This window comes from Streptomyces sp. CB02058 (assembly GCF_001905505.1).
Taxonomy (GTDB): Bacteria; Actinomycetota; Actinomycetes; order Streptomycetales; family Streptomycetaceae; genus Streptomyces.
This window is the reverse complement of sequence record NZ_LIPG01000004.1, coordinates 265,541-283,733: the sequence shown is the minus strand read 5'-3', so window position 1 is coordinate 283,733 and position 18,193 is coordinate 265,541. Positions and strand designations below refer to the sequence as shown.

Annotated in this window: 16 protein-coding genes; 6 read left to right on the top strand and 10 right to left on the bottom strand. The window is 71.5% G+C overall.

What is annotated here, in order from left to right; genetic code table 11:
• Window positions 1-429 precede the first annotated feature (429 nt).
• Window positions 430-2,076, top strand: a complete 1,647-nt coding sequence (pgm, locus tag AMK10_RS21890; protein WP_073749599.1) for a phosphoglucomutase (alpha-D-glucose-1,6-bisphosphate-dependent) — start codon at window positions 430-432, stop codon at window positions 2,074-2,076.
• Window positions 2,077-2,167: 91 nt separating this feature from the next.
• Here the strand turns inward: pgm and rho are convergent, their stop codons facing one another.
• The 5 genes from rho to AMK10_RS21865 form a co-directional block, all read right to left on the bottom strand.
• A complete protein-coding gene (gene rho, locus AMK10_RS21885; RefSeq protein ID WP_241839626.1) occupies window positions 2,168-3,307 on the bottom strand; it encodes a transcription termination factor Rho in 1,140 nt (379 codons plus the stop codon).
• A gap of 426 nt (window positions 3,308-3,733) precedes the next feature.
• Complete coding sequence (gene meaB, locus AMK10_RS21880) at window positions 3,734-4,723, bottom strand: methylmalonyl Co-A mutase-associated GTPase MeaB (protein WP_073750139.1); 990 nt, start codon at window positions 4,721-4,723, stop codon at window positions 3,734-3,736.
• A gap of 10 nt (window positions 4,724-4,733) precedes the next feature.
• Window positions 4,734-6,977, bottom strand: a complete 2,244-nt coding sequence (gene scpA, locus AMK10_RS21875) for a methylmalonyl-CoA mutase (protein ID WP_073749597.1) — start codon at window positions 6,975-6,977, stop codon at window positions 4,734-4,736.
• On the bottom strand, window positions 6,977-8,833 hold the full coding sequence (locus tag AMK10_RS21870) for a methylmalonyl-CoA mutase subunit beta (RefSeq protein WP_073749596.1): 1,857 nt from the start codon (window positions 8,831-8,833) through the stop codon (window positions 6,977-6,979). Before AMK10_RS21870 ends, scpA begins: the two co-directional genes overlap by 1 nt.
• Before the next feature lie 167 nt (window positions 8,834-9,000).
• On the bottom strand, window positions 9,001-11,385 hold the full coding sequence (locus AMK10_RS21865; RefSeq protein ID WP_073749595.1) for an ATP-binding cassette domain-containing protein: 2,385 nt from the start codon (window positions 11,383-11,385) through the stop codon (window positions 9,001-9,003).
• 288 nt (window positions 11,386-11,673) lie between these two features.
• On the opposite strand from AMK10_RS21865, the gene AMK10_RS21860 reads away from it, so the two are divergent.
• Window positions 11,674-12,168: an SHOCT domain-containing protein gene (locus AMK10_RS21860; RefSeq protein ID WP_073749594.1), complete on the top strand. Its 495-nt coding sequence runs from the start codon at window positions 11,674-11,676 to the stop codon at window positions 12,166-12,168.
• Window positions 12,169-12,267: 99 nt separating this feature from the next.
• On the top strand, window positions 12,268-13,065 hold the full coding sequence (locus AMK10_RS21855) for a tyrosine-protein phosphatase (protein WP_073749593.1): 798 nt from the start codon (window positions 12,268-12,270) through the stop codon (window positions 13,063-13,065).
• Window positions 13,066-13,186: 121 nt separating this feature from the next.
• Here AMK10_RS21855 and AMK10_RS38150 read toward each other — a convergent pair whose 3' ends face one another.
• Together AMK10_RS38150 and AMK10_RS21845 are read right to left on the bottom strand one after the other, a co-directional pair.
• Window positions 13,187-13,774: a hypothetical protein gene (locus AMK10_RS38150; RefSeq protein ID WP_073749592.1), complete on the bottom strand. Its 588-nt coding sequence runs from the start codon at window positions 13,772-13,774 to the stop codon at window positions 13,187-13,189.
• Entirely contained in the window at window positions 13,771-14,346 is a 576-nt protein-coding gene (locus AMK10_RS21845; RefSeq protein WP_073749591.1) for a hypothetical protein, read from the bottom strand. The genes AMK10_RS38150 and AMK10_RS21845 overlap by 4 nt, the downstream gene beginning before the upstream one ends.
• A 216-nt stretch (window positions 14,347-14,562) precedes the next feature.
• Here AMK10_RS21845 and AMK10_RS21840 point away from each other — a divergent pair, with 216 nt between their 5' ends.
• Window positions 14,563-15,045, top strand: coding sequence for a GNAT family N-acetyltransferase (locus AMK10_RS21840; protein WP_073749590.1), 483 nt, complete (start codon window positions 14,563-14,565; stop codon window positions 15,043-15,045).
• 60 nt (window positions 15,046-15,105) lie between these two features.
• On the opposite strand, the gene AMK10_RS21835 is transcribed toward AMK10_RS21840, so the two are convergent.
• The gene (locus AMK10_RS21835; protein ID WP_073749589.1) at window positions 15,106-15,492 is read right to left on the bottom strand and encodes a VOC family protein; all 387 of its coding nucleotides are present in this window, start codon (window positions 15,490-15,492) and stop codon (window positions 15,106-15,108) included.
• 237 nt (window positions 15,493-15,729) lie between these two features.
• Here AMK10_RS21835 and AMK10_RS21830 point away from each other — a divergent pair, with 237 nt between their 5' ends.
• Window positions 15,730-16,299, top strand: coding sequence for a DUF6328 family protein (locus tag AMK10_RS21830; protein WP_073750138.1), 570 nt, complete (start codon window positions 15,730-15,732; stop codon window positions 16,297-16,299).
• 8 nt (window positions 16,300-16,307) lie between these two features.
• Here AMK10_RS21830 and AMK10_RS21825 read toward each other — a convergent pair whose 3' ends face one another.
• The gene (locus tag AMK10_RS21825) at window positions 16,308-17,135 is read right to left on the bottom strand and encodes a VOC family protein (RefSeq protein ID WP_073750137.1); all 828 of its coding nucleotides are present in this window, start codon (window positions 17,133-17,135) and stop codon (window positions 16,308-16,310) included.
• 129 nt (window positions 17,136-17,264) lie between these two features.
• Complete coding sequence (locus tag AMK10_RS21820; protein ID WP_073749588.1) at window positions 17,265-17,597, bottom strand: DUF6479 family protein; 333 nt, start codon at window positions 17,595-17,597, stop codon at window positions 17,265-17,267.
• A 186-nt stretch (window positions 17,598-17,783) separates the two neighbouring features.
• On the opposite strand from AMK10_RS21820, the gene AMK10_RS21815 reads away from it, so the two are divergent.
• Window positions 17,784-18,179 (top strand): hypothetical protein, encoded by a 396-nt coding sequence (locus AMK10_RS21815; protein WP_073749587.1) that lies wholly within the window; start codon window positions 17,784-17,786, stop codon window positions 18,177-18,179.
• Window positions 18,180-18,193: the final 14 nt, after the last annotated feature.

Here is an 18,193-nt window from a genome sequence, read left to right as displayed (position 1 = left end):
CTACCCGTGAGCAGGCAGCCGGAACTCGGCTGCCGAATCCTGCGGCGTGTCAGTGCAGGGTGGACGCTTTGGTTCCCGGCCCTGCCGCATGATGGCTCTGCCGTGCGCGTCCGCTCGTTTTCCGCGGGGTTCCCTGAACGTGCCCGGAGTTGAGCCGTCCCGGTTTTCGCCCGGTTGGGTCACTGAATTCGGTGCGCGGTGTTTGTCGCCGCCCCTGGCGCATTCGGGGGCTTGCCGGAATCGGCATGCTTTCCGCGTGAACCGGCCAATCATCGTGAAACGGCCTGTGTTCCGCCGTCCTCCGGATGTACTGCTGATCCGCCCCCGGTGCCCGGGAGCGCGGCGGACGAGGCAGTATCGGGTACGACGCGTGATGATCGTCCGTCCCGTGGCGGTCAGCGAACGGCCGATGACGACAGAGGAGAACCGATGGTTCACGAACGGGCCGGTCAGCCGGCGCAGCCCGGAGACCTGGTGGACGTGGCACGGCTGGTGACGGCCTATTACACGGTCCACCCCGACCCGGCCGAGCCCGGCCAGCGTGTCGCCTTCGGAACCTCGGGCCACCGGGGCTCGGCCCTCGCGGCGGCCTTCAACGAGGACCACATCGCGGCCACCACCCAGGCGATCTGCGAGTACCGCACCCGCCAGGGCACCGACGGGCCGGTGTTCCTTGGGGCGGACACCCACGCGCTGTCCGAGCCCGCCCGGATCACGGCCGTGGAGGTGCTGGCGGCGAACGGGGCCACCGTCCTGATCGACACCGACGACGGCTACACCCCGACCCCGGCCGTCTCGCACGCGATCCTGACGTACAACCGGGACCGCACGTCCGGACTCGCCGACGGCATCGTGGTCACTCCGTCGCACAACCCGCCCGCCGACGGCGGCTTCAAGTACAACCCACCGCACGGCGGTCCGGCGGGCTCGGACGCCACCTCCTGGATCCAGGACCGGGCCAACGCGCTCATCGAGGGCGGGCTGAAGGAGGTGCGGCGCATCCCGTACGCCCGCGCCCTGGCCGCCGGTACCACCGGGCGGCACGACTTCCTGACCTCCTACGTCGACGACCTCCCGGCCGTCCTCGACCTGGACGCCGTACGCGACGCGGGCGTCCGGATCGGCGCCGACCCGCTCGGCGGAGCCTCGGTCGCTTACTGGGGCCGCATCGCCGAGCGCCACCGGCTCGACCTCACCGTCGTCAATCCGCTCGCCGACCCGACCTGGCGCTTCATGACGCTGGACTGGGACGGGAAGATCCGGATGGACTGCTCGTCGCCGTACGCCATGGCCTCACTGATCGAACAGCGCGACGCCTACGACATCTCCACGGGCAACGACGCCGACGCCGACCGGCACGGCATCGTCACGCCCGACGGAGGGCTGATGAATCCCAACCACTACCTCGCCGTCGCGATCCGCTACCTCTATTCCCACCGGGAGGGGTGGCCCGCCGGTACAGGCATCGGCAAGACCCTGGTCTCCTCCTCCATGATCGACCGGGTCGCGGCGGACCTCGGACGGCAACTGGTGGAGGTCCCCGTCGGGTTCAAGTTCTTCGTCGACGGACTGTTCGGCGGCACCCTGGGCTTCGGCGGGGAGGAGTCCGCAGGGGCCTCCTTCCTGCGCCGCGACGGCCGGGTGTGGACCACCGACAAGGACGGCATCCTGCTCGCCCTGCTGGCCTCCGAGATCACCGCGGTCACCGGCTCCACACCCTCCCAGCACTACGGCGAACTCACCGCCCGCTTCGGCGATCCGGCCTACGCCCGGGTCGACGCGCCCGCGACCCGCGAGGAGAAGGCGGTGCTGGCCAGGCTCTCCCCGGAGCAGGTCACCGCCGACACCCTGGCGGGCGAGCCCATCACCGCGGTGCTCACCGAGGCGCCGGGCAACGGCGCGGCCATCGGCGGGCTCAAGGTCTGCACCGACAGCGCGTGGTTCGCGGCCCGCCCCTCCGGCACGGAGGACGTCTACAAGGTGTACGCCGAGAGCTTCCAGGGCGCCGGACACCTGGCCAGGGTCCAGGACGAGGCCCGCGCCCTGGTCTCCGACGCACTCGGCGGCGCGGGCTGAGCGACGGGCACCGAGCGGCGGGCCCGGGACACCCGGGCCCACCGCAGTCCGGCCGACTCGGGCGCGGCGGACCGCGCGGCGACGGTGCCGGTCACGCGTCAGGGACGGTCTGCCGGATCTGGCGGAGGAAGGCCGCGTTGTCGGGGGTCCTGCGCAGCCTGTCGAGCAGTGTTTCGAGCGTGGCCCCCGCCTCCCGGGACCGCAGGGCGCGCCTCAGTCCCCGTACGGCGGCCAGTTCGGCCGCGGGCAGCAGGAGTTCCTCACGGCGGGTACCGGAGGGCGTGATGTCGACCGCCGGGAAGACCCGCCTGTCCGCCAGCGCGCGGTCGAGGCGGAGCTCCATGTTGCCGGTGCTCTTGAGTTCCTCGAAGAAGTAGTCGTCGGCGCGGGAGCCGGTGTCCACGAGCACGGTCGCCAGGATGGTGAGCGAGCCGCCCTCCTCGGCCAGCCGGGCCGCCCCGAACAGCTTCTTGGGTCCGGTGAGCGCGGAGGCGTCCACGCCGCCGCTCAGAGTGCGCCCGCCGGCCCCGCTGCTGTTGTTGTGGGCGCGGCAGAGCCGGGTGAGGGAGTCGAGGAGGATCACGACGTCGCGGCCCTGTTCGACCAGCCGCTTGGCCCGTTCCACGGCGAGCTCCGCGAGCGCGATGTGCTCCTTGGCGGGACGGTCGAAGGTGGAGGAGTACACCTCGCCCCGCACGGAGCGGCGCATGTCGGTGACCTCCTCGGGGCGTTCGTCCAGCAGGACCACCATCAGATGGGCCTCGGGATGGTTGGCGGCGACCGCCGCCGCGATCTGCTGGAGCAGCACCGTCTTGCCGGTCCTGGGAGGAGCGACGATCAGGCCACGCTGGCCCTTGCCCACCGGTGAGACGAGGTCGATGAGGCGCGGAGCGGGGCCGCCGTCCGGTGTCTCCAGGCGCAGCCGCTCCCTGGGGTGCAGCGGGGTGAGGTCACGGAAGTGCGGCCGGCCACGGAGCTCGTGCGCCGCACGGCCGTTGACCGAGTCGACCAGGGACAGCACGCGAGGACGCTCGCAGGTGCCTTCGACGAGATCGCCCTTGCGCAGGCCGTGCTGCCGGATCAGGGCGGGCGCCACCTGGATGTCGCGGGACGAGGGATGGCCGCCGTCGGTCCGCAGGACGCCGTGTCCGTTCTGCGTGGTGTCGAGGACACCGACGGCGTGGACGGGCTGGTTCTGCCGGACTGCGGGGCGTTCGAGCGTGCTGGTCATGGTGGGTCCTTTCGCGGACATGGCGAATGAGAGGTCCGGCGAAGGCAAGGCGGTGATGTCACGCCTCGTACGAAGGGCGGAAAGGGCCCGGACCGGACGGAAGAGGTGGTGCGAGAAGCTGGATCGCCGGTCGTCACAGGACGGGCGCAACAGCGGGAGAGAAGCATCGGCGCCCGATTCGGGCGTTCACGTATGCTGCTCGCACCGTAGCACGTGGGGAGGAATGGGGGAAGAGGCCGGGCTCCCGGCCGGGTTCCGGCCCGCCGCGGTGGCGGACGCCGGGTGGACGTCCGCCGGGCGGCGGGGAGATGCTCACCAGGGCGGTGGGCCGGGCCCGGCCCTGACGCAGGCGCCGTATCGGATCCCACCGCTCGCCGCACCCCGGCGAGCTCCCACCGCTCGCCGCACCCCGGCGACGACGTGCCCTCAGCCCTCCCCGCGGAACGCCTTCAGGATCTGCTCGGCCGCGAGCGTTGCCGTCAACTCGCCCCCGCGTACCCGCTGTTCCAGCTCCGGGGTGAGCGTGCGCACCGCCGGGTGGGCGCGGAGGCTGTCCAGCAGGTCGTCGCGGACCATCGTCCACGTCCAGTCCACCTGCTGCTCGCGGCGCTTGGCCGCGAGCCGGCCGGTGGAATCCAGGAGGGTGCGGTGCTGCTCCAGCCGCTCCCACAGCGTGTCGAGCCCCGTCGACTCCCTGGCGCTGCACGTCAGCACCGGGGGAGTCCAGGCCGCGTCCGCCGGGTGCATCAGCCGCAGGGCACCCGCCAGCTCACGCGCCGCGGAGCGCGCGTCGCGCTCGTGCGGGCCGTCGGCCTTGTTGACCGCGATGGCGTCGGCCAGCTCCAGGACCCCCTTCTTGATGCCCTGCAGTTGGTCGCCCGTCCGGGCCAGGGTGAGCAGCAGGAAGGTGTCGACCATGTTGGCGACGGCCGTCTCCGACTGCCCGACCCCCACCGTCTCCACCAGCACCACGTCGTAGCCCGCCGCCTCCATCACCACGATGGACTCACGCGTCGCCTTGGCCACCCCGCCGAGCGTCCCGGCCGTGGGGGAGGGCCGTACGAACGCTCGCGCGTCCACCGCCAGCCGCTCCATCCGGGTCTTGTCCCCCAGGATCGAACCGCCCGTCCGGCTGGAGGACGGGTCCACGGCCAGCACCGCGACCCGGTGCCCGAGGCCCGTCAGCAGGGTGCCGAGCGCGTCGATGAACGTGGACTTGCCCACGCCAGGCACCCCGCTGATCCCGATCCGTCTGGCCCGGCCCGCGTGCGGCAGCAGCTCGCTCAGCAGCCGCTGCGCCAGCACACGGTGATCGGGGCGGGCGGACTCCACGAGCGTGATCGCCCGCGCGACGTACGCACGCTTCCCGTCGAGCACGCCCTTGACGTAGGCGTCGATATCGATGTTCGCGGCCACCTTCAGCGGCTCACAGCTCGTGGCCGAGCGAGGCACCGAGCCGCGCGACCAGGTCGTGGGCGGCGTCCGGGATCACCGTGCCGGGCGGGAACACCGCGGTGGCACCCGCCTCGTGCAGCGCCTCGACGTCCTGCGGCGGAATCACCCCGCCCACCACGATCATGATGTCCTCGCGGCCTTCGGCGGCCAGCTCCTCGCGCAGCGCCGGGACGAGCGTGAGGTGACCGGCGGCCAGCGACGAGACGCCCACGATGTGCACGTCCGCCTCGACCGCCTGCCGGGCCACCTCGCCCGGCGTCTGGAACAGCGGGCCGACGTCGACGTCGAAGCCCAGGTCGGCGAAGGCCGTCGCGATCACCTTCTGGCCGCGGTCGTGCCCGTCCTGGCCCATCTTGGCGACGAGGATGCGCGGGCGCCGCCCCTCCGCCTCCTCGAACTCTCCGACCAGCGCGCGGGTGCGGTCCACGGACGGGGACTCTCCTGCCTCTTTGCGGTACACCCCGGAGATCGTACGGATCTGGCCCGCGTGCCTCCCGTACACCTTCTCCAGCGCGTCCGAGATCTCTCCGACCGTGGCCATCGCCCGGGCCGCGTCGACCGCCAGCGCCAGCAGATTGCCCTCCAGGTCCGGCCCCGGCTCCCGGCCCGCCGCGTCGGTCAGCGCGCGCAGGGCGGCCTGGCAGGCGTCCTCGTCGCGTTCCTCACGCAGCCGGCGCAGCTTCTCGATCTGCTGGGCGCGCACCGAGGAGTTGTCGACCTTGAGCACATCGATCTTCTCGTCGGTCTCCACCCGGTACTTGTTCACCCCGATGACGGGCTGGCGGCCCGCGTCGATCCGCGCCTGCGTACGCGCGGCGGCCTCCTCGATCCGGAGCTTCGGGATGCCCGCGTCGATGGCCTTCGCCATGCCGCCCGCGGCCTCGACCTCCTCGATGTGCTGCCAGGCCCGCTGCGCCAGGTCGTGCGTCAGCTTCTCGACGTACGCGCTGCCGCCCCACGGGTCGATGACCCGGCAGGTGCCCGACTCCTGCTGGAGCAGCAGCTGGGTGTTGCGGGCGATCCGCGCCGAGAAGTCCGTCGGCAGGGCCAGCGCCTCGTCCAGTGCGTTGGTGTGCAGCGACTGGGTGTGGCCCTGGGTGGCGGCCATCGCCTCGACGCAGGTGCGCGTGACGTTGTTGAACACGTCCTGGGCGGTGAGCGACCAGCCGGACGTCTGCGAATGGGTGCGCAGCGAGAGCGACTTGGGGTTCTTCGGGCCGAACTCCTTGACCAGCCTGGCCCAGAGCAGCCGTGCCGCGCGCAGCTTCGCGACCTCCATGAAGAAGTTCATGCCGATCGCCCAGAAGAACGAGAGCCGCGGAGCGAACGCGTCCACGTCGAGGCCCGCCTCCTGACCGGCCCGCAGATACTCCACCCCGTCGGCCAGCGTGTACGCCAGCTCCAGATCGGCCGTCGCACCGGCCTCCTGGATGTGGTAGCCGGAGATCGAGATCGAGTTGTAGCGCGGCATCTTCTGCGAGGTGAAGGCGAAGATGTCGGAGATGATCCGCATCGAGGGGCCGGGCGGATAGATGTAGGTGTTGCGGACCATGAACTCCTTGAGGATGTCGTTCTGGATGGTCCCGGCCAGCTTCTCGGGCGCGACGCCCTGCTCCTCCGCGGCCACGATGTACAGCGCGAGCACGGGAAGCACCGCACCGTTCATCGTCATCGACACCGACATCCGGTCCAGCGGGATGCCGTCGAAGAGCTGCCGCATGTCGTAGATCGAGTCGATCGCCACACCCGCCATGCCGACATCGCCGGTCACCCGGGGGTGATCGCTGTCGTAGCCCCGGTGGGTCGGAAGGTCGAACGCGACCGAGAGACCCTTCTGCCCCGCCGCCAGATTGCGCCGGTAGAAGGCGTTGGACTCCTCGGCCGTGGAGAATCCGGCGTACTGACGGATCGTCCAGGGCTGATTGACGTACATCGTCGGATACGGGCCACGCAGATACGGCGCGATGCCCGGGTAGCTCCCGAGGAAGTCCAGCCCTTCCAGGTCCCGTCCGGTGTAGAGCGGCTTGACCTCGATGCCCTCCGGGGTCTCCCAGAGCAGCTCGTCCTCCGAGCGGCCCGCCGACTCCTTCACGGCGGCGCGCCACTGCTCGTCGGACACCTCGGCGGGAGCGTCCCCGGACAGGGCGACGCCGGAGAAGTCCGGCACCACGGACGCGGGGGTCTCGGGAGACCCGGTGGTCTCAGGGTTCTGCATCACGCCGCTCCCATGCGGTCGAGTACGGACGAGAGGACGGCGACCGCGTCGCAGCCGGCGAACACATGGACGTCGGCCCCGGGGAAGGCGTCCGGCCGTCCGGCGAGGAAGACCTGCTCGGCGCCCGCGGCCCTGAGCGCCGCGGCGACGTCCTCCGCCTGCTCGGCGTAGAGGGCGTCCGTCGAGCAGAGGCACGCGATCGTGGCCCCGCTCGCGCCGAAGGCCGCCGCGGCGGTCGACGCGTCCACGGAAGCCGGTTCCTGAACGGGCTCGATGCCACCCGCGAGGAAGAGATTCGCGGCGAAGGAGGCCCGCGCCGTGTGGGCCGATGCGGGTCCCAGCGCGGCGAGGAAGACCCGGGGACGGCTCCCCGTGGCGGCCAGATACCGGTCCGAGCGGGCGCGCAGCGCCTCGAACGCCTCGTCGCGCCTGACCCGGGGCAGCCCGCCGTCCGACGGGGCGGCGGGGGCCGGTTCGCGCTCCACGGGCCGTTCGTCGATGGCCGGGAACTCGCTGACCCCGGTCACCGGCTCCCTGCGACGGGCCAGGTCCCTGCTCCGGGCCGCCCAGGTGGCCGCGAGCCGCTCCCGGATCATGCCGGAGCGCAGCGCGGCGGCCTGGCCGCCGGCCCGCTCGATCTCCTGGAAGAACGACCAGGCGGCAGAGCTGAGTTCCTCGGTCAGCCGCTCGACGTACCAGGAACCCCCGGCCGGGTCGGTCACCCGGGCCAGATGCGACTCCTCCATCAGGATCGTCGAGGTGTTGCGGGCGATGCGCCGGGCGAACGCGTCCGGCAGTCCCAGTGCGTGGTCGAACGGCAGCACGGTCACGGACTCCGCGCCGCCCACGCCCGCACCCAGGCATGCCAGCGTCGTGCGCAGCATGTTCACCCAGGGATCGCGGCGGGACATCATCACGGACGACGTCACGGCGTGCTGCCGCTGCGCCCCGGCGCCGGGAGCACCGCAGACCTCGGCGACGCGGGACCACAGCCGCCGCGCCGCGCGCAGCTTCGCGATCGTCAGGAACTGGTCGGCCGTCGCCGCGTACCGGAACTCCAGCTGTCCGCACGCCTCCTCGACGGAGAGCCCCGCCGCCGTCAGCTCCCGCAGACAGGCGACGCCCGTGGCCAGCGAGAGCCCGAGCTCCTCGGCCGCCGAACCGCCCGCCTCGTGGTACGGAAGGGCGTCCACCGCCAGCGCTCGCAGCCCCGGGTACTCACTGGAACAGACCCGCGCCCAGTGGACCGCGTCGCCGAACTCCGGCTCCGTGCCGCCGCGGGCGGCCTGCCCGAGGGGATCGGCCCCGAGGTTTCCCCGCAGCGTCTCCTTCGCGTGCCCGCGCGCCTCGTGGAGCCGGAGCAACTCCCGTACGGCGGGCCCGGTGCCGGCTCCCGCGTCGATCGCCACGGGCGCCAGATCGAGGTACACGCCCTCCAGGGCGCGGGCCAGACCCTCGACCGGAACCCCGCCGGGCCCGCCGACGGCCAGCCAGAGCGAGGTGACGCCGTTCTCCAGGTCCCCGAGCAACGCCTCGTTGAGGCGTACGGGGTCGGTGAGCGCGTGGCGCTGGCGCACGTCCCAGCCGTTCGTGGTGTTCCCCACGGCCCTGCTGCCCCGGGTGAAGGGGGCGAAGCCGGGCATACCGGGGTCCGCCGACCCGTCGGCGGAGGTGTACAGCGGGCGGGCGGTGAGCCCGTCCCCGAGCGCGGTGGACAGTGCTTCCTCGGCCGCCGCCCCCGTGACTTCCTTGCCCGACCTGCGCAGTACGCCTTCGACGAGGCTCTGCCACTGGTCGTGGGAAGGGTCGGGGAAATCGGAGGCCGGAGAAAGCCCGTCAGCAGGCAGGACCGTCATGGTCAGATGCTAGGTCAGCGCTCTGACGAGCAGCAGGGCCACAGAATGTGACCTTGCCCTCTCTCAGCGGTACGAGAACCTCCCTCGCCGCAGCCGTCCCCGCCCCGCGACGGCGGCCCGGGTGAACGCCGACGCCGGACAGGGGCGTTGGCACCGGGCCGCCCCTGTCAGGCGCCGACGTAGGCCGCGAGGTGCTGCGCGGTGAGGGTGGACCGGTCCGCGACGAGGTCGGCGGGTGCTCCCTCGAAGACGATCGTGCCGCCGTCGTGACCGGCGCCCGGGCCCAGGTCGATGATCCAGTCGGCGTGTGCCATGACCGCCTGGTGGTGCTCGACCACGATGACCGACTTGCCGGAGTCGACGAGCCGGTCCAGCAGGCCGAGCAGCTGCTCGACGTCGGCGAGATGCAGGCCCGCGGTCGGCTCGTCCAGGACGTACACGCCGCCCTTGTCCGCCATGTGGGTCGCCAGCTTCAGCCGCTGACGCTCCCCGCCGGAGAGGGTGGTGAGCGGCTGGCCGAGGCTGAGATAGCCGAGTCCGACGTCCGCGAGCCGGCCGAGGACGCGGTGCGCCGCGGGGGTCGCGGCCTCACCGGCGCCGAAGAACTCCTGGGCCTCGGTGACCGGCATGGCCAGCACCTCGCTGATGTCCCGTCCGCCGAGCAGGAACTCCAGCACCGCGGGCTGGAACCGCTTGCCCTCGCAGTCGTCGCACGTCGTGGAGACGCCGGCCATCATCCCGAGGTCGGTGTAGACGACCCCTGCGCCGTTGCAGGTGGGGCAGGCGCCCTCTGAGTTCGCGCTGAACAGGGCCGGCTTCACGCCGTTGGCCTTGGCGAAGGCCTTGCGGATCGGGTCCAGCAGCCCGGTGTACGTCGCCGGGTTGCTCCGCCGCGAGCCCCGGATCGCTCCCTGGTCGACGAAGACCACGTCCTCACCCGCGGGGATCGAACCGTGCACGAGCGAGCTCTTGCCCGAACCGGCGACACCGGTGACGACGGTGAGCACCCCCAGCGGCACGTCGACGTCGACGTTCCGCAGGTTGTGCGCCGTCGCGCCGCGGATCTCCAGCGTGCCGGTGGGCTTGCGCACCGCCTCCTTGAGCGTGGCCCGGTCGTCGAAGTGGCGGCCGGTGATGGTGTCACCGGCTCGCAGTCCCTCGACCGTGCCCTCGAAACAGACGGTGCCGCCGGCCGTTCCGGCGCCGGGGCCGAGGTCGACGACGTGGTCGGCGATCGCGATCGTCTCCGGCTTGTGCTCCACGACGAGCACGGTGTTGCCCTTGTCCCGGAGCCGCAGCAGCAGGTCGTTCATCCGCTGGATGTCGTGCGGGTGCAGGCCGATGGTGGGCTCGTCGAAGACATAGGTGACATCGGTCAGCGAGGAGCCGAGATGACGGATCATCTTGACCCGCTGCGCCTCGCCGCCCGACAGCGTGCCCGAGGGGCGGTCGAGCGCCAGATAGCCGAGGCCGATCTCCACGAACGAGTCCAGGGTCTGCCGCAGCGCGGTGAGCAGCGGCGCCACCGACGGCTCTTCGAGACCGCCCACCCACTCGGCCAGATCGCTGATCTGCATGGCACAGGCGTCGGCGATGCTGATCCGCCCGATCTTCGACGACCTGGCCTCCTCGCTGAGCCGGGTGCCGTCGCACTCGGGGCAGGTGGTGAAGGTGACGGCGCGTTCCACGAAGGCCCGGATGTGCGGCTGCATCGCGTCCTTGTCCTTGGACAGGAACGACTTCTGGATCTTGGGGATCAGGCCCTCGTACGTGAGGTTCACGCCCTCGACCTTGACCTTGGTCGGCTCGTGGTGGAGGAAGTCCTGCATCTCCTTCTTGGTGAACCTGCTGATCGGCTTGTCCGGGTCGAGGAAGCCCGACTCGGCGTAGAGCCGCACGGTCCAGAAACTGTCCGACTTCCAGCCGGGGATGGTGAACGCGCCCTCGGCGATCGACTTGGAGTCGTCGTAGAGCTGGGTGAGGTCGATGTCGGACACCGTGCCGCGGCCCTCGCAGTGCGCGCACATGCCGCCGGTGCGGTTGAACGTCGCCCTGACCGTCTTCTTGGCGCCCCGCTCGACGGTGATCGCCCCGCTGGCCCGGACCGAGGGGACGTTGAACGCGTACGCGCCGGGCGGGCCGATGTGCGGATCGCCGAGCCGGCTGAACAGGATGCGCAGCATCGCGTTGGCATCGGTCACGGTGCCGACGGTGGAGCGGGGATCGGCGCCCAGCCGCTGCTGGTCGACGATGATCGCGGTGGTCAGTCCTTCGAGCACGTCGACCTCGGGCCGCGCGAGCGTCGGCATGAAGCCCTGCACGAAGGCGCTGTAGGTCTCGTTGATCATCCGCTGCGATTCCGCGGCGATGGTGCTGAACACCAGCGAGCTCTTGCCCGAGCCGGAGACTCCGGTGAACACCGTGAGGCGGCGCTTCGGGATCTCGACGCTGACGTCCTTCAGATTGTTCACACGCGCTCCGTGCGCGCGGATCAGATCGTGGCTGTCGGAAACATGCGGCGCGGGCGACCGCCTGTTCGTCCTCGTGGCCATGCTCGTCGTGTCTCCATCTGTTGCGCGGGCCGCCTGCGCGGTCGCCTGCCGTGTCACCGGCACGTGCGCGGCAACGGTCGTTGTCTACCAGACCGGTTGTGCGGTCCGGGGAGTTCTCGGGAACAGGGCCGGCCGAAGCGCGGTGTTCCGTGTTTCACGCTACGGGCGGCGGTCCGCTCACGCTTCTCGATTCCTGACCGGCTGGTTCGTCATTGGATTTCACAATGCGTCACTGAATGTCCGAAGTTAAGCTTCAGTCGACCCAGCACCGCAGGGGAAGGACGCACCGTGGCCGTGGGACCAGTGGAGTACCTCGTCGTCACCTTTCCCGGGGGCCGTTTCGCCGACGTGATCGCGCCCGTACTGGTGGACGCCGTCGCCTCCGAGGCGGCACGCATCCTCGATCTGGCATTCGCCCGCAGAGCGTCGGGCGGAGCTCTCGAACGCCTGGAGCTGCGCGAGATGGACCCTCAGGGGCTGCTGGCCTTCGAGCCGCCCGAGGGCGGCCGGGACGGGCTGCCGCAGATCACCGATCTCGAGGTGCTCGAACGCCTGCCGGAGGGTGACTCCGCCGCCCTGATCGTGTGGGAGGACCTCTGGTCGGTCCCGCTCACCCGGGCGGTCCAAGAGGCGGGCGGCCGTCTCCTGGCGCATGAGCGCGTCCCCGCCGACGGGGGCGACGACGTCATCACGCTGCTGGAGAGGCTCGCGGCGCTGAGGCAGCAGGGGGCACTCAGCGAGGCCGAGTTCGCAGCCCAGAAGACCAGGATCCTCGCCGACTGATTCCACGTCGGCCGGCACCTCACGTTTCCTTTGTCGAAATGCGCACGCCGTGCGACGTTGATTCCGACCTGCAGTCTGTCGGGAAAGAGGCAGTTCATCGTGCAGACCGCCCGGGCCGTCCCCGCAGCCACCGTTGTCAACCTGCGCGATCTGGGCGGCATCGCCCTGGGGCGCGACCACCGCCTGAGGCAGGGAGTCCTGCTGCGCTCCGGCCAGCTGAGCGACTTCGACGCGGACCACGACATGGCCGTGGCCGCCCTCGGTATCCGTACGGTCGTCGACCTGCGCACGGCCGAGGAGCGCCAGTGGGCGCCCGACCGTCTCCCGCCGGGCGCCAGGCTCTTCGTCGCCGACGTCCTCGGCGACAACCCGGGCGTCGCCCCGGCCCGGCTCAGGGCGCTGCTCAACGACCCGGACGGAGCAGCGAGCCTCCTCGGCGGCGGGAGGGCGGAGGAGATGTTCGCCCAGACCTACCGGAAGATGGTTCTCTCTCCGGGGGCGGCGGCCGCCTACCGGGCCTTCCTCGACACCGCCGCCGACCCCCGCGCCCGGCCCCTGCTCTTCCACTGCGCCACCGGGAAGGACCGCACGGGGTGGGCGGCGGCGCTGCTCCTGATGACGGCGGGTGCCTCGCGGGACGTCGTACGCGAGGAGTTCCTCGCGGTGAACCGGGCGGTCCGTGCGGCCTTCGGGCCGGCGCTGCGGCGCTTCCTCGACGAGGGCGGCGACCCGGACATCGCATCCGCGGTCATCGACGCCCGGCCCCGGTACCTGGAGGCGGCCCTGGACGCCATGGACGAGCGCTGGGGCGGTCTCGACGGCTATCTGAGCAAGGCGCTGCGCCTTTCCCCCGCCGTGGCCGAGCGACTGCGCGAGGACCTCACGGTGCCGGTGTGACGGTCCGCGCGTGTCCGACTCACATCCCGCCGTGCCGGTCCGGCGGCCCGTCCGCGCAGGCGGAGGCCCGGTGCGAAGTCCTGGGACTCCGCACCGGGCCGGTGTGCGACAGCGGTGCCGCTCAGATCTTCAGCAGCTGTTCGCTGATGTCGCGGTAGTGCTGGAGCGCCACGCGCAGCTCTTCCGTCTGTGCCTCGGTGTCCTGCTCCCGCCAGCCCGCGCGCAGGACGCGCCTGCGTTCCGCGAGGGCCTCGGTCAGGCCCGAGACGATCTCGTCGAACGTGCCCTCCGCCTCCTCGACGGCCCGGCGGGGGTTCTCGACGAAGTCGGTGACCGCGTGGTGCATGCGCCGGGACAGCTTGTCCTGGTCGTTCCTGGAGACCAGCGGTCCGTCGGCCTGCGCGGTGCCCGGCACGTCGGGGGCCGTACGCGGGGCGGGCGGCACATCGTGGTCACCGGGACCGCCGTTCCGCGGGCCGCGGGCCGTGGTGTCGCGGGCCGTCGTCTCGGCGGACGCGGGTCGGTCCGTCACCGCGGGAGCCTTGCGCGCGTCGGTCGTGGAGACCGGTTCCGCCGTGGGGGCCTTGCGCGCGTCGGTCGTGGAGACCGGTTCCGCCGTGGGGGCCTTGCGCTGGTCCGTCGTCGGGACCGGGTCCGTCGCGGAGGCCGGCTCTGTCGTGTGGGTGGTTCGTCCGGTGGAGTCCGTCACGCTGATGCACTGCCTTTCGCCTCGTGCCGGCCCGCGTGGACCGGCTCATCGGGTGAGTCCGCGAGCAGGACGTCGAAGAGCGCTCGGGCCTCGATCAGGGCCCTCCGCATCTCCTCCGTGCCGCCCTGGCCCCTTACGGCCGTGTGCACCCTCCGATAGCCGTCGACCTGCTCGGCGTGATGGACCGAGAGGGCGGCCGTCTGCTCCTCGAAGCTGTCGCCGTCCGGGAAGCCCCGGTCCCGCGCCAGCTGCGCCAGGAGTGCGTCGGCCTCGACGACCGCGTCCCTGGGAGAGTCGATGAACCGTTCCCTCACCTCGGCCCAGCGGCGTGCGTACGCCTCGCGGGCTTCTGGCGAGAGGGGCCGTTCGGACAGGGATCCGTGCAGCTTCACCCGCTCGGCGAGCTCGTGCTCGGCCGCCTTCGTGTCGCCGTCATGACGGGCGACCGTGCGGTCGTACTCGGGTCCGAAGCGGCGCCGCAGCCCACGCCCGCCGGTCTTCTGCCCGCGGACGAGGACGAAGGCGAGTGCTGCCACCAGGACGACGGCAACGATGATCACCACGGTCGTCATGTCAGGCACTCCCGTCGGTTCGTGGTCGGTGCGTCGTGCTGTTCCACTCCCGTCAACTCCTCTCGTTCCGGGCCCGGTTCCGGATGCCGTCCGGGCGGTGCGCATCAGTCGTGTACCCCCTCGAAGCCGTTCGAGGCAGGGTTCGTCCCGGAGCGGCCCGGAGGCGGGGGGAAGTGGCGGGTGTGCCGGGCCCTTCACGTGCGTAATACTCGCCTCATGAGATCGAGCATTACGGGAGGCCGGGGCGGCGAGATCCGGATCAGGCGGGCCGTCGCACGGGACGCCAAGCGGCTGACCCGCCTGGTCACCTCGTCCCGCGCCTACGAGGGCCACTACGCGCCCATGGTCGCCGGATACAGGATCGGCCCCGACTACATCGAGACGCACACCGTCCATGTGGCCGCCGACGACGAGCGGGTGCTCGGCTTCTACGCGCTGATCCTGTCGCCCCCGGAGCTCGACCTGATGTTCGTCGCCGACCACGCCCAGGGCCGGGGCATCGGCCGGCTGCTGATCGGCCACCTGCGCGGCGAGGCGCACCGCGCCGGCCTGGACGCCGTGCGCGTCGTCGCGCACCCGCCGTCGGAGGGCTTCTACCGCAGCGTGGGGGCGGAACGCACCGGCGTCGTGCGTGCCCGGCCGCCCGCGGTGATGTGGGACAGGCCCGAGTTCACCCTCGCGGTGGGCGGTGCCTCCTGAGCCGTGCGGCCCGGCCGGATTCCCGGCCGGGCCGCACGGTGGTGCCGACGGGGTGCGCCGCTACGACCATCCGCCGTACGGACGGGTGATGAGCTCCATCCCGTGACCGCTGGGGTCGGGGAAGTACACCCCGCGCCCGCCGTCGTTGTGGTTGATCTCGCCGGGGTGCTTCTGATGGGGATCGGCGTAATACGTGATCCCCTGCGCCGTGATGCGCTCGAAGGCCGTGTCGAACTCGGCCTCCGAGATCAGGAACGCGTAGTGCTGGACGGTGATCGATCCGGCGGGAACGGTCGCGAAGTCCAGGGTGACGCCGTTCGCGAGAACGACCGGAATGAATGGTCCCCATTCCGTTCCGGTGGGGAGATCCAGGATGTGTGCCAGGAAGTCAGCGGACTCCCGGTTGTCCCGGCAGTGAACGATGGTGTGATTCAGCTCGACCGACACTGTGGAATGCCTCCATCAGGCATCTCACGGGCTACCTCCACGCCTCACCCGGCCGGTGACCGACGCGCGATGCCGTACCGAAGATCCTAGGCGAGCCCTCACTCCGCGTCGAGGCCGATGGCTGTCCGGTCCCTCGTTCCGCGCTGTGGTGGACTTCCGGGCGGCTGCCACCATGGAGTGCATCACGACGCCTTCGCGGGGAACCAGTACCACCTCCACGAGGTGGGGGAGGTACCGATGGGACGGACACCGGACGGACGCGGCGAGCGGTCCGGCACGAACCCGCACAGCGGGCGCCACGAGACCGAGGAGGAGCGGGCGGACCGGCAGTGGGGCGATCTGCTCCAGGAGCTCCGGGTCGCGCAGACCGGCGTGCAGATCCTGTTCGGCTTCCTGCTCGCGGTGGTCTTCCAGCCCCGCTTCGCCGAGCTCTCCACCGTCGACCGCACCATCTACGTCGTGACCGTGATGCTGGGGTCGGCGACCGCGGCCGCGCTGATCGGGCCCGTCTCCTACCACCGGCTGCTCACCGGCCGCAGGATGAAGCCGGAGACGGTCATCTGGGCCTCGCGGCTGACGAAGATCGGGCTCGGCCTGCTCTTCTGCACGATGTGCAGCGCCCTGCTGCTCATCCTGCGGGTGGCGCTGCACAACGCGGTGGCCCTGTGGCTGGTGGGCGGGATGGCCCTGTGGTTCCTCGCCTGCTGGTTCGTGTTCCCGCTGTGGGCGATAGCCCGGGGCGACGGCCGGCGGCCGTCGGACGGGAAGAGCTCAAAGGACGCGGAGGAATCCGGCCAGGACCGCTGACCGGCCGCTCAGCCGTCGTCGGCGCTCGCCGGGCTGCGTACGTCCGTCACGGTGAACAGCCCGCCGTCCGGGTCACGCAGCGTCGCCTCCTTGCCCTGGGGCACGTCGCGGCGCTCCACGACGGTCCCTCCGTGCCGCTCCGCCGAGAGGACCGTCGCGTCCACGTCGGCCACCGGGAACTGCACCTGCCAGTGCGGGCGCACCTGCGGGTCGGGGGCCGACTCGACGGCGCCCGAGCTGATCCGGGCCAGCGGGCGCCCGTTGCAGCGGACGAGGACCTCTTCCTTCACGTACGCCACCTCGCATCCGCCGGGCTCGCCGCTCTCCCAGCCGAGCACCTCGCCGTAGAAGATCGCGGCGTCGAAGGCGTCCCTGGTACGCAGCCGGAGCCAGGCGTGCGCCCGGTTCCCGGACGGTGCCAGCGTGGCCGCGCGTCCGGTCCACTCCCAGACGCCGAAGGACGCCCCGTCCCGGTCGGCGGCCAGCACGGCGCGGCCCTGCCCGAGCGTCAGCGGGCCCACGGCCACGGTCCCGCTGCGTTCACGGATGCGGCTCGCGACGAGATCGGCGTCCCGGACCGAGAAGTACGGCATCCAGGCCACGGCGACCTGGAAGGCGGAGGCGACCGCGCCGATGCCCGCCGCCGGCACACCGTCGGAGCGGGCCATCACGAAGTCCCTGCCCAGCGGTCCCCGGCGGAACGTCCAGCCCAGGACGGCGCCGTAGAAGCGCTGCGCGTCCTCCAGATCGCGGGTGACCAGGTGGACCCAGCACGGCGCGCTCGCACCGCTCAGCACTGCCGGTTCCGGCGCGGTCCGCGGTTCGCTAGAGGTCATGTCCACTGCCTTATCGGTTCTGCGGCATGACTTCTTCGGTGCCGCCCGGCCAGGACCAGCCTCGTGGCCCCCGGCGACTCCCGCAACACGCGGAGCCGCCGGCCGGACCTGGCCGGACCCGCGCGGCCGTCAGTCGCGCGGGCGGTCGGGATCGGGCGGGATCACCTCGTTGCCGTGACCACCGAGCTCGTACGGTGAGAGGGCGCTGCCGTTGTCGGGGAAGCTGTCCGAGCCGTGCTTGTCACTCTCCTGGATCTCCGTGCGGTGATCGGGCCGGTGCGGCTGCTCCTCGGGGCGCGGCGGCGGCAGCTCCTTGTCCCGGCGCCGCATGCCCCACCAGAAGCCGCCGATCAGCAGTACCACCACGGCGAGGCCGACGACGCCGATGGTCACGCCCACTGCTCCGGGGCCGTCGGCGAGGGTGGCGGCGAGCGAGTCGCTTGCTCCATTCGTTACGTCCATGCATGGCGCATACCCCGGGAGACCGACCACAGACAGATAATGGCTCTAATTCATGTTTTATGAGGATGTAAAAGCGAATGCGTTTCATGCGGCGTCCGCGCATCGTTCGCTCGTGTCGCAGACAGGCAGCGGCGGGGTGAGCCTGGAATGAGTCACCTGACCCCGCTCCCGGCGAAAGGAACCCAGTTGAACAGCACGCAGGGACAGACACAGGAACACCAGGAGAGCGGCGACGTCGTCGTCGCGGTGACCGGATGCCCCAAGGACGACGCGCGCATCGTGTTCGACGTGCTGCGCCGCTCCTTCGTCTCCGACCGCCCGGCGAGCGACGCCCCCGAGGACGCGTCGGACATCCGCCCCACCGTGTGGACGGCGACCGTCGACGTCACCGAGGTGAGGGCCGGGCCCGAACCCGCCCGGCTCTCGGCGCCGGTGACGGTCGAGGCACAGGGCGGCTACTGGGCGGTGGACCGGCTCCGCGAGCATCTGGCGGACGCCTTCACCGTACGGGTCGTCGGAACGGCGGCGGGCGACCAGGAGCAGGAGATCCGGCTGCGCCTGGAGAGCCACCGCCCGGCCTGACCGCGGACGCACCA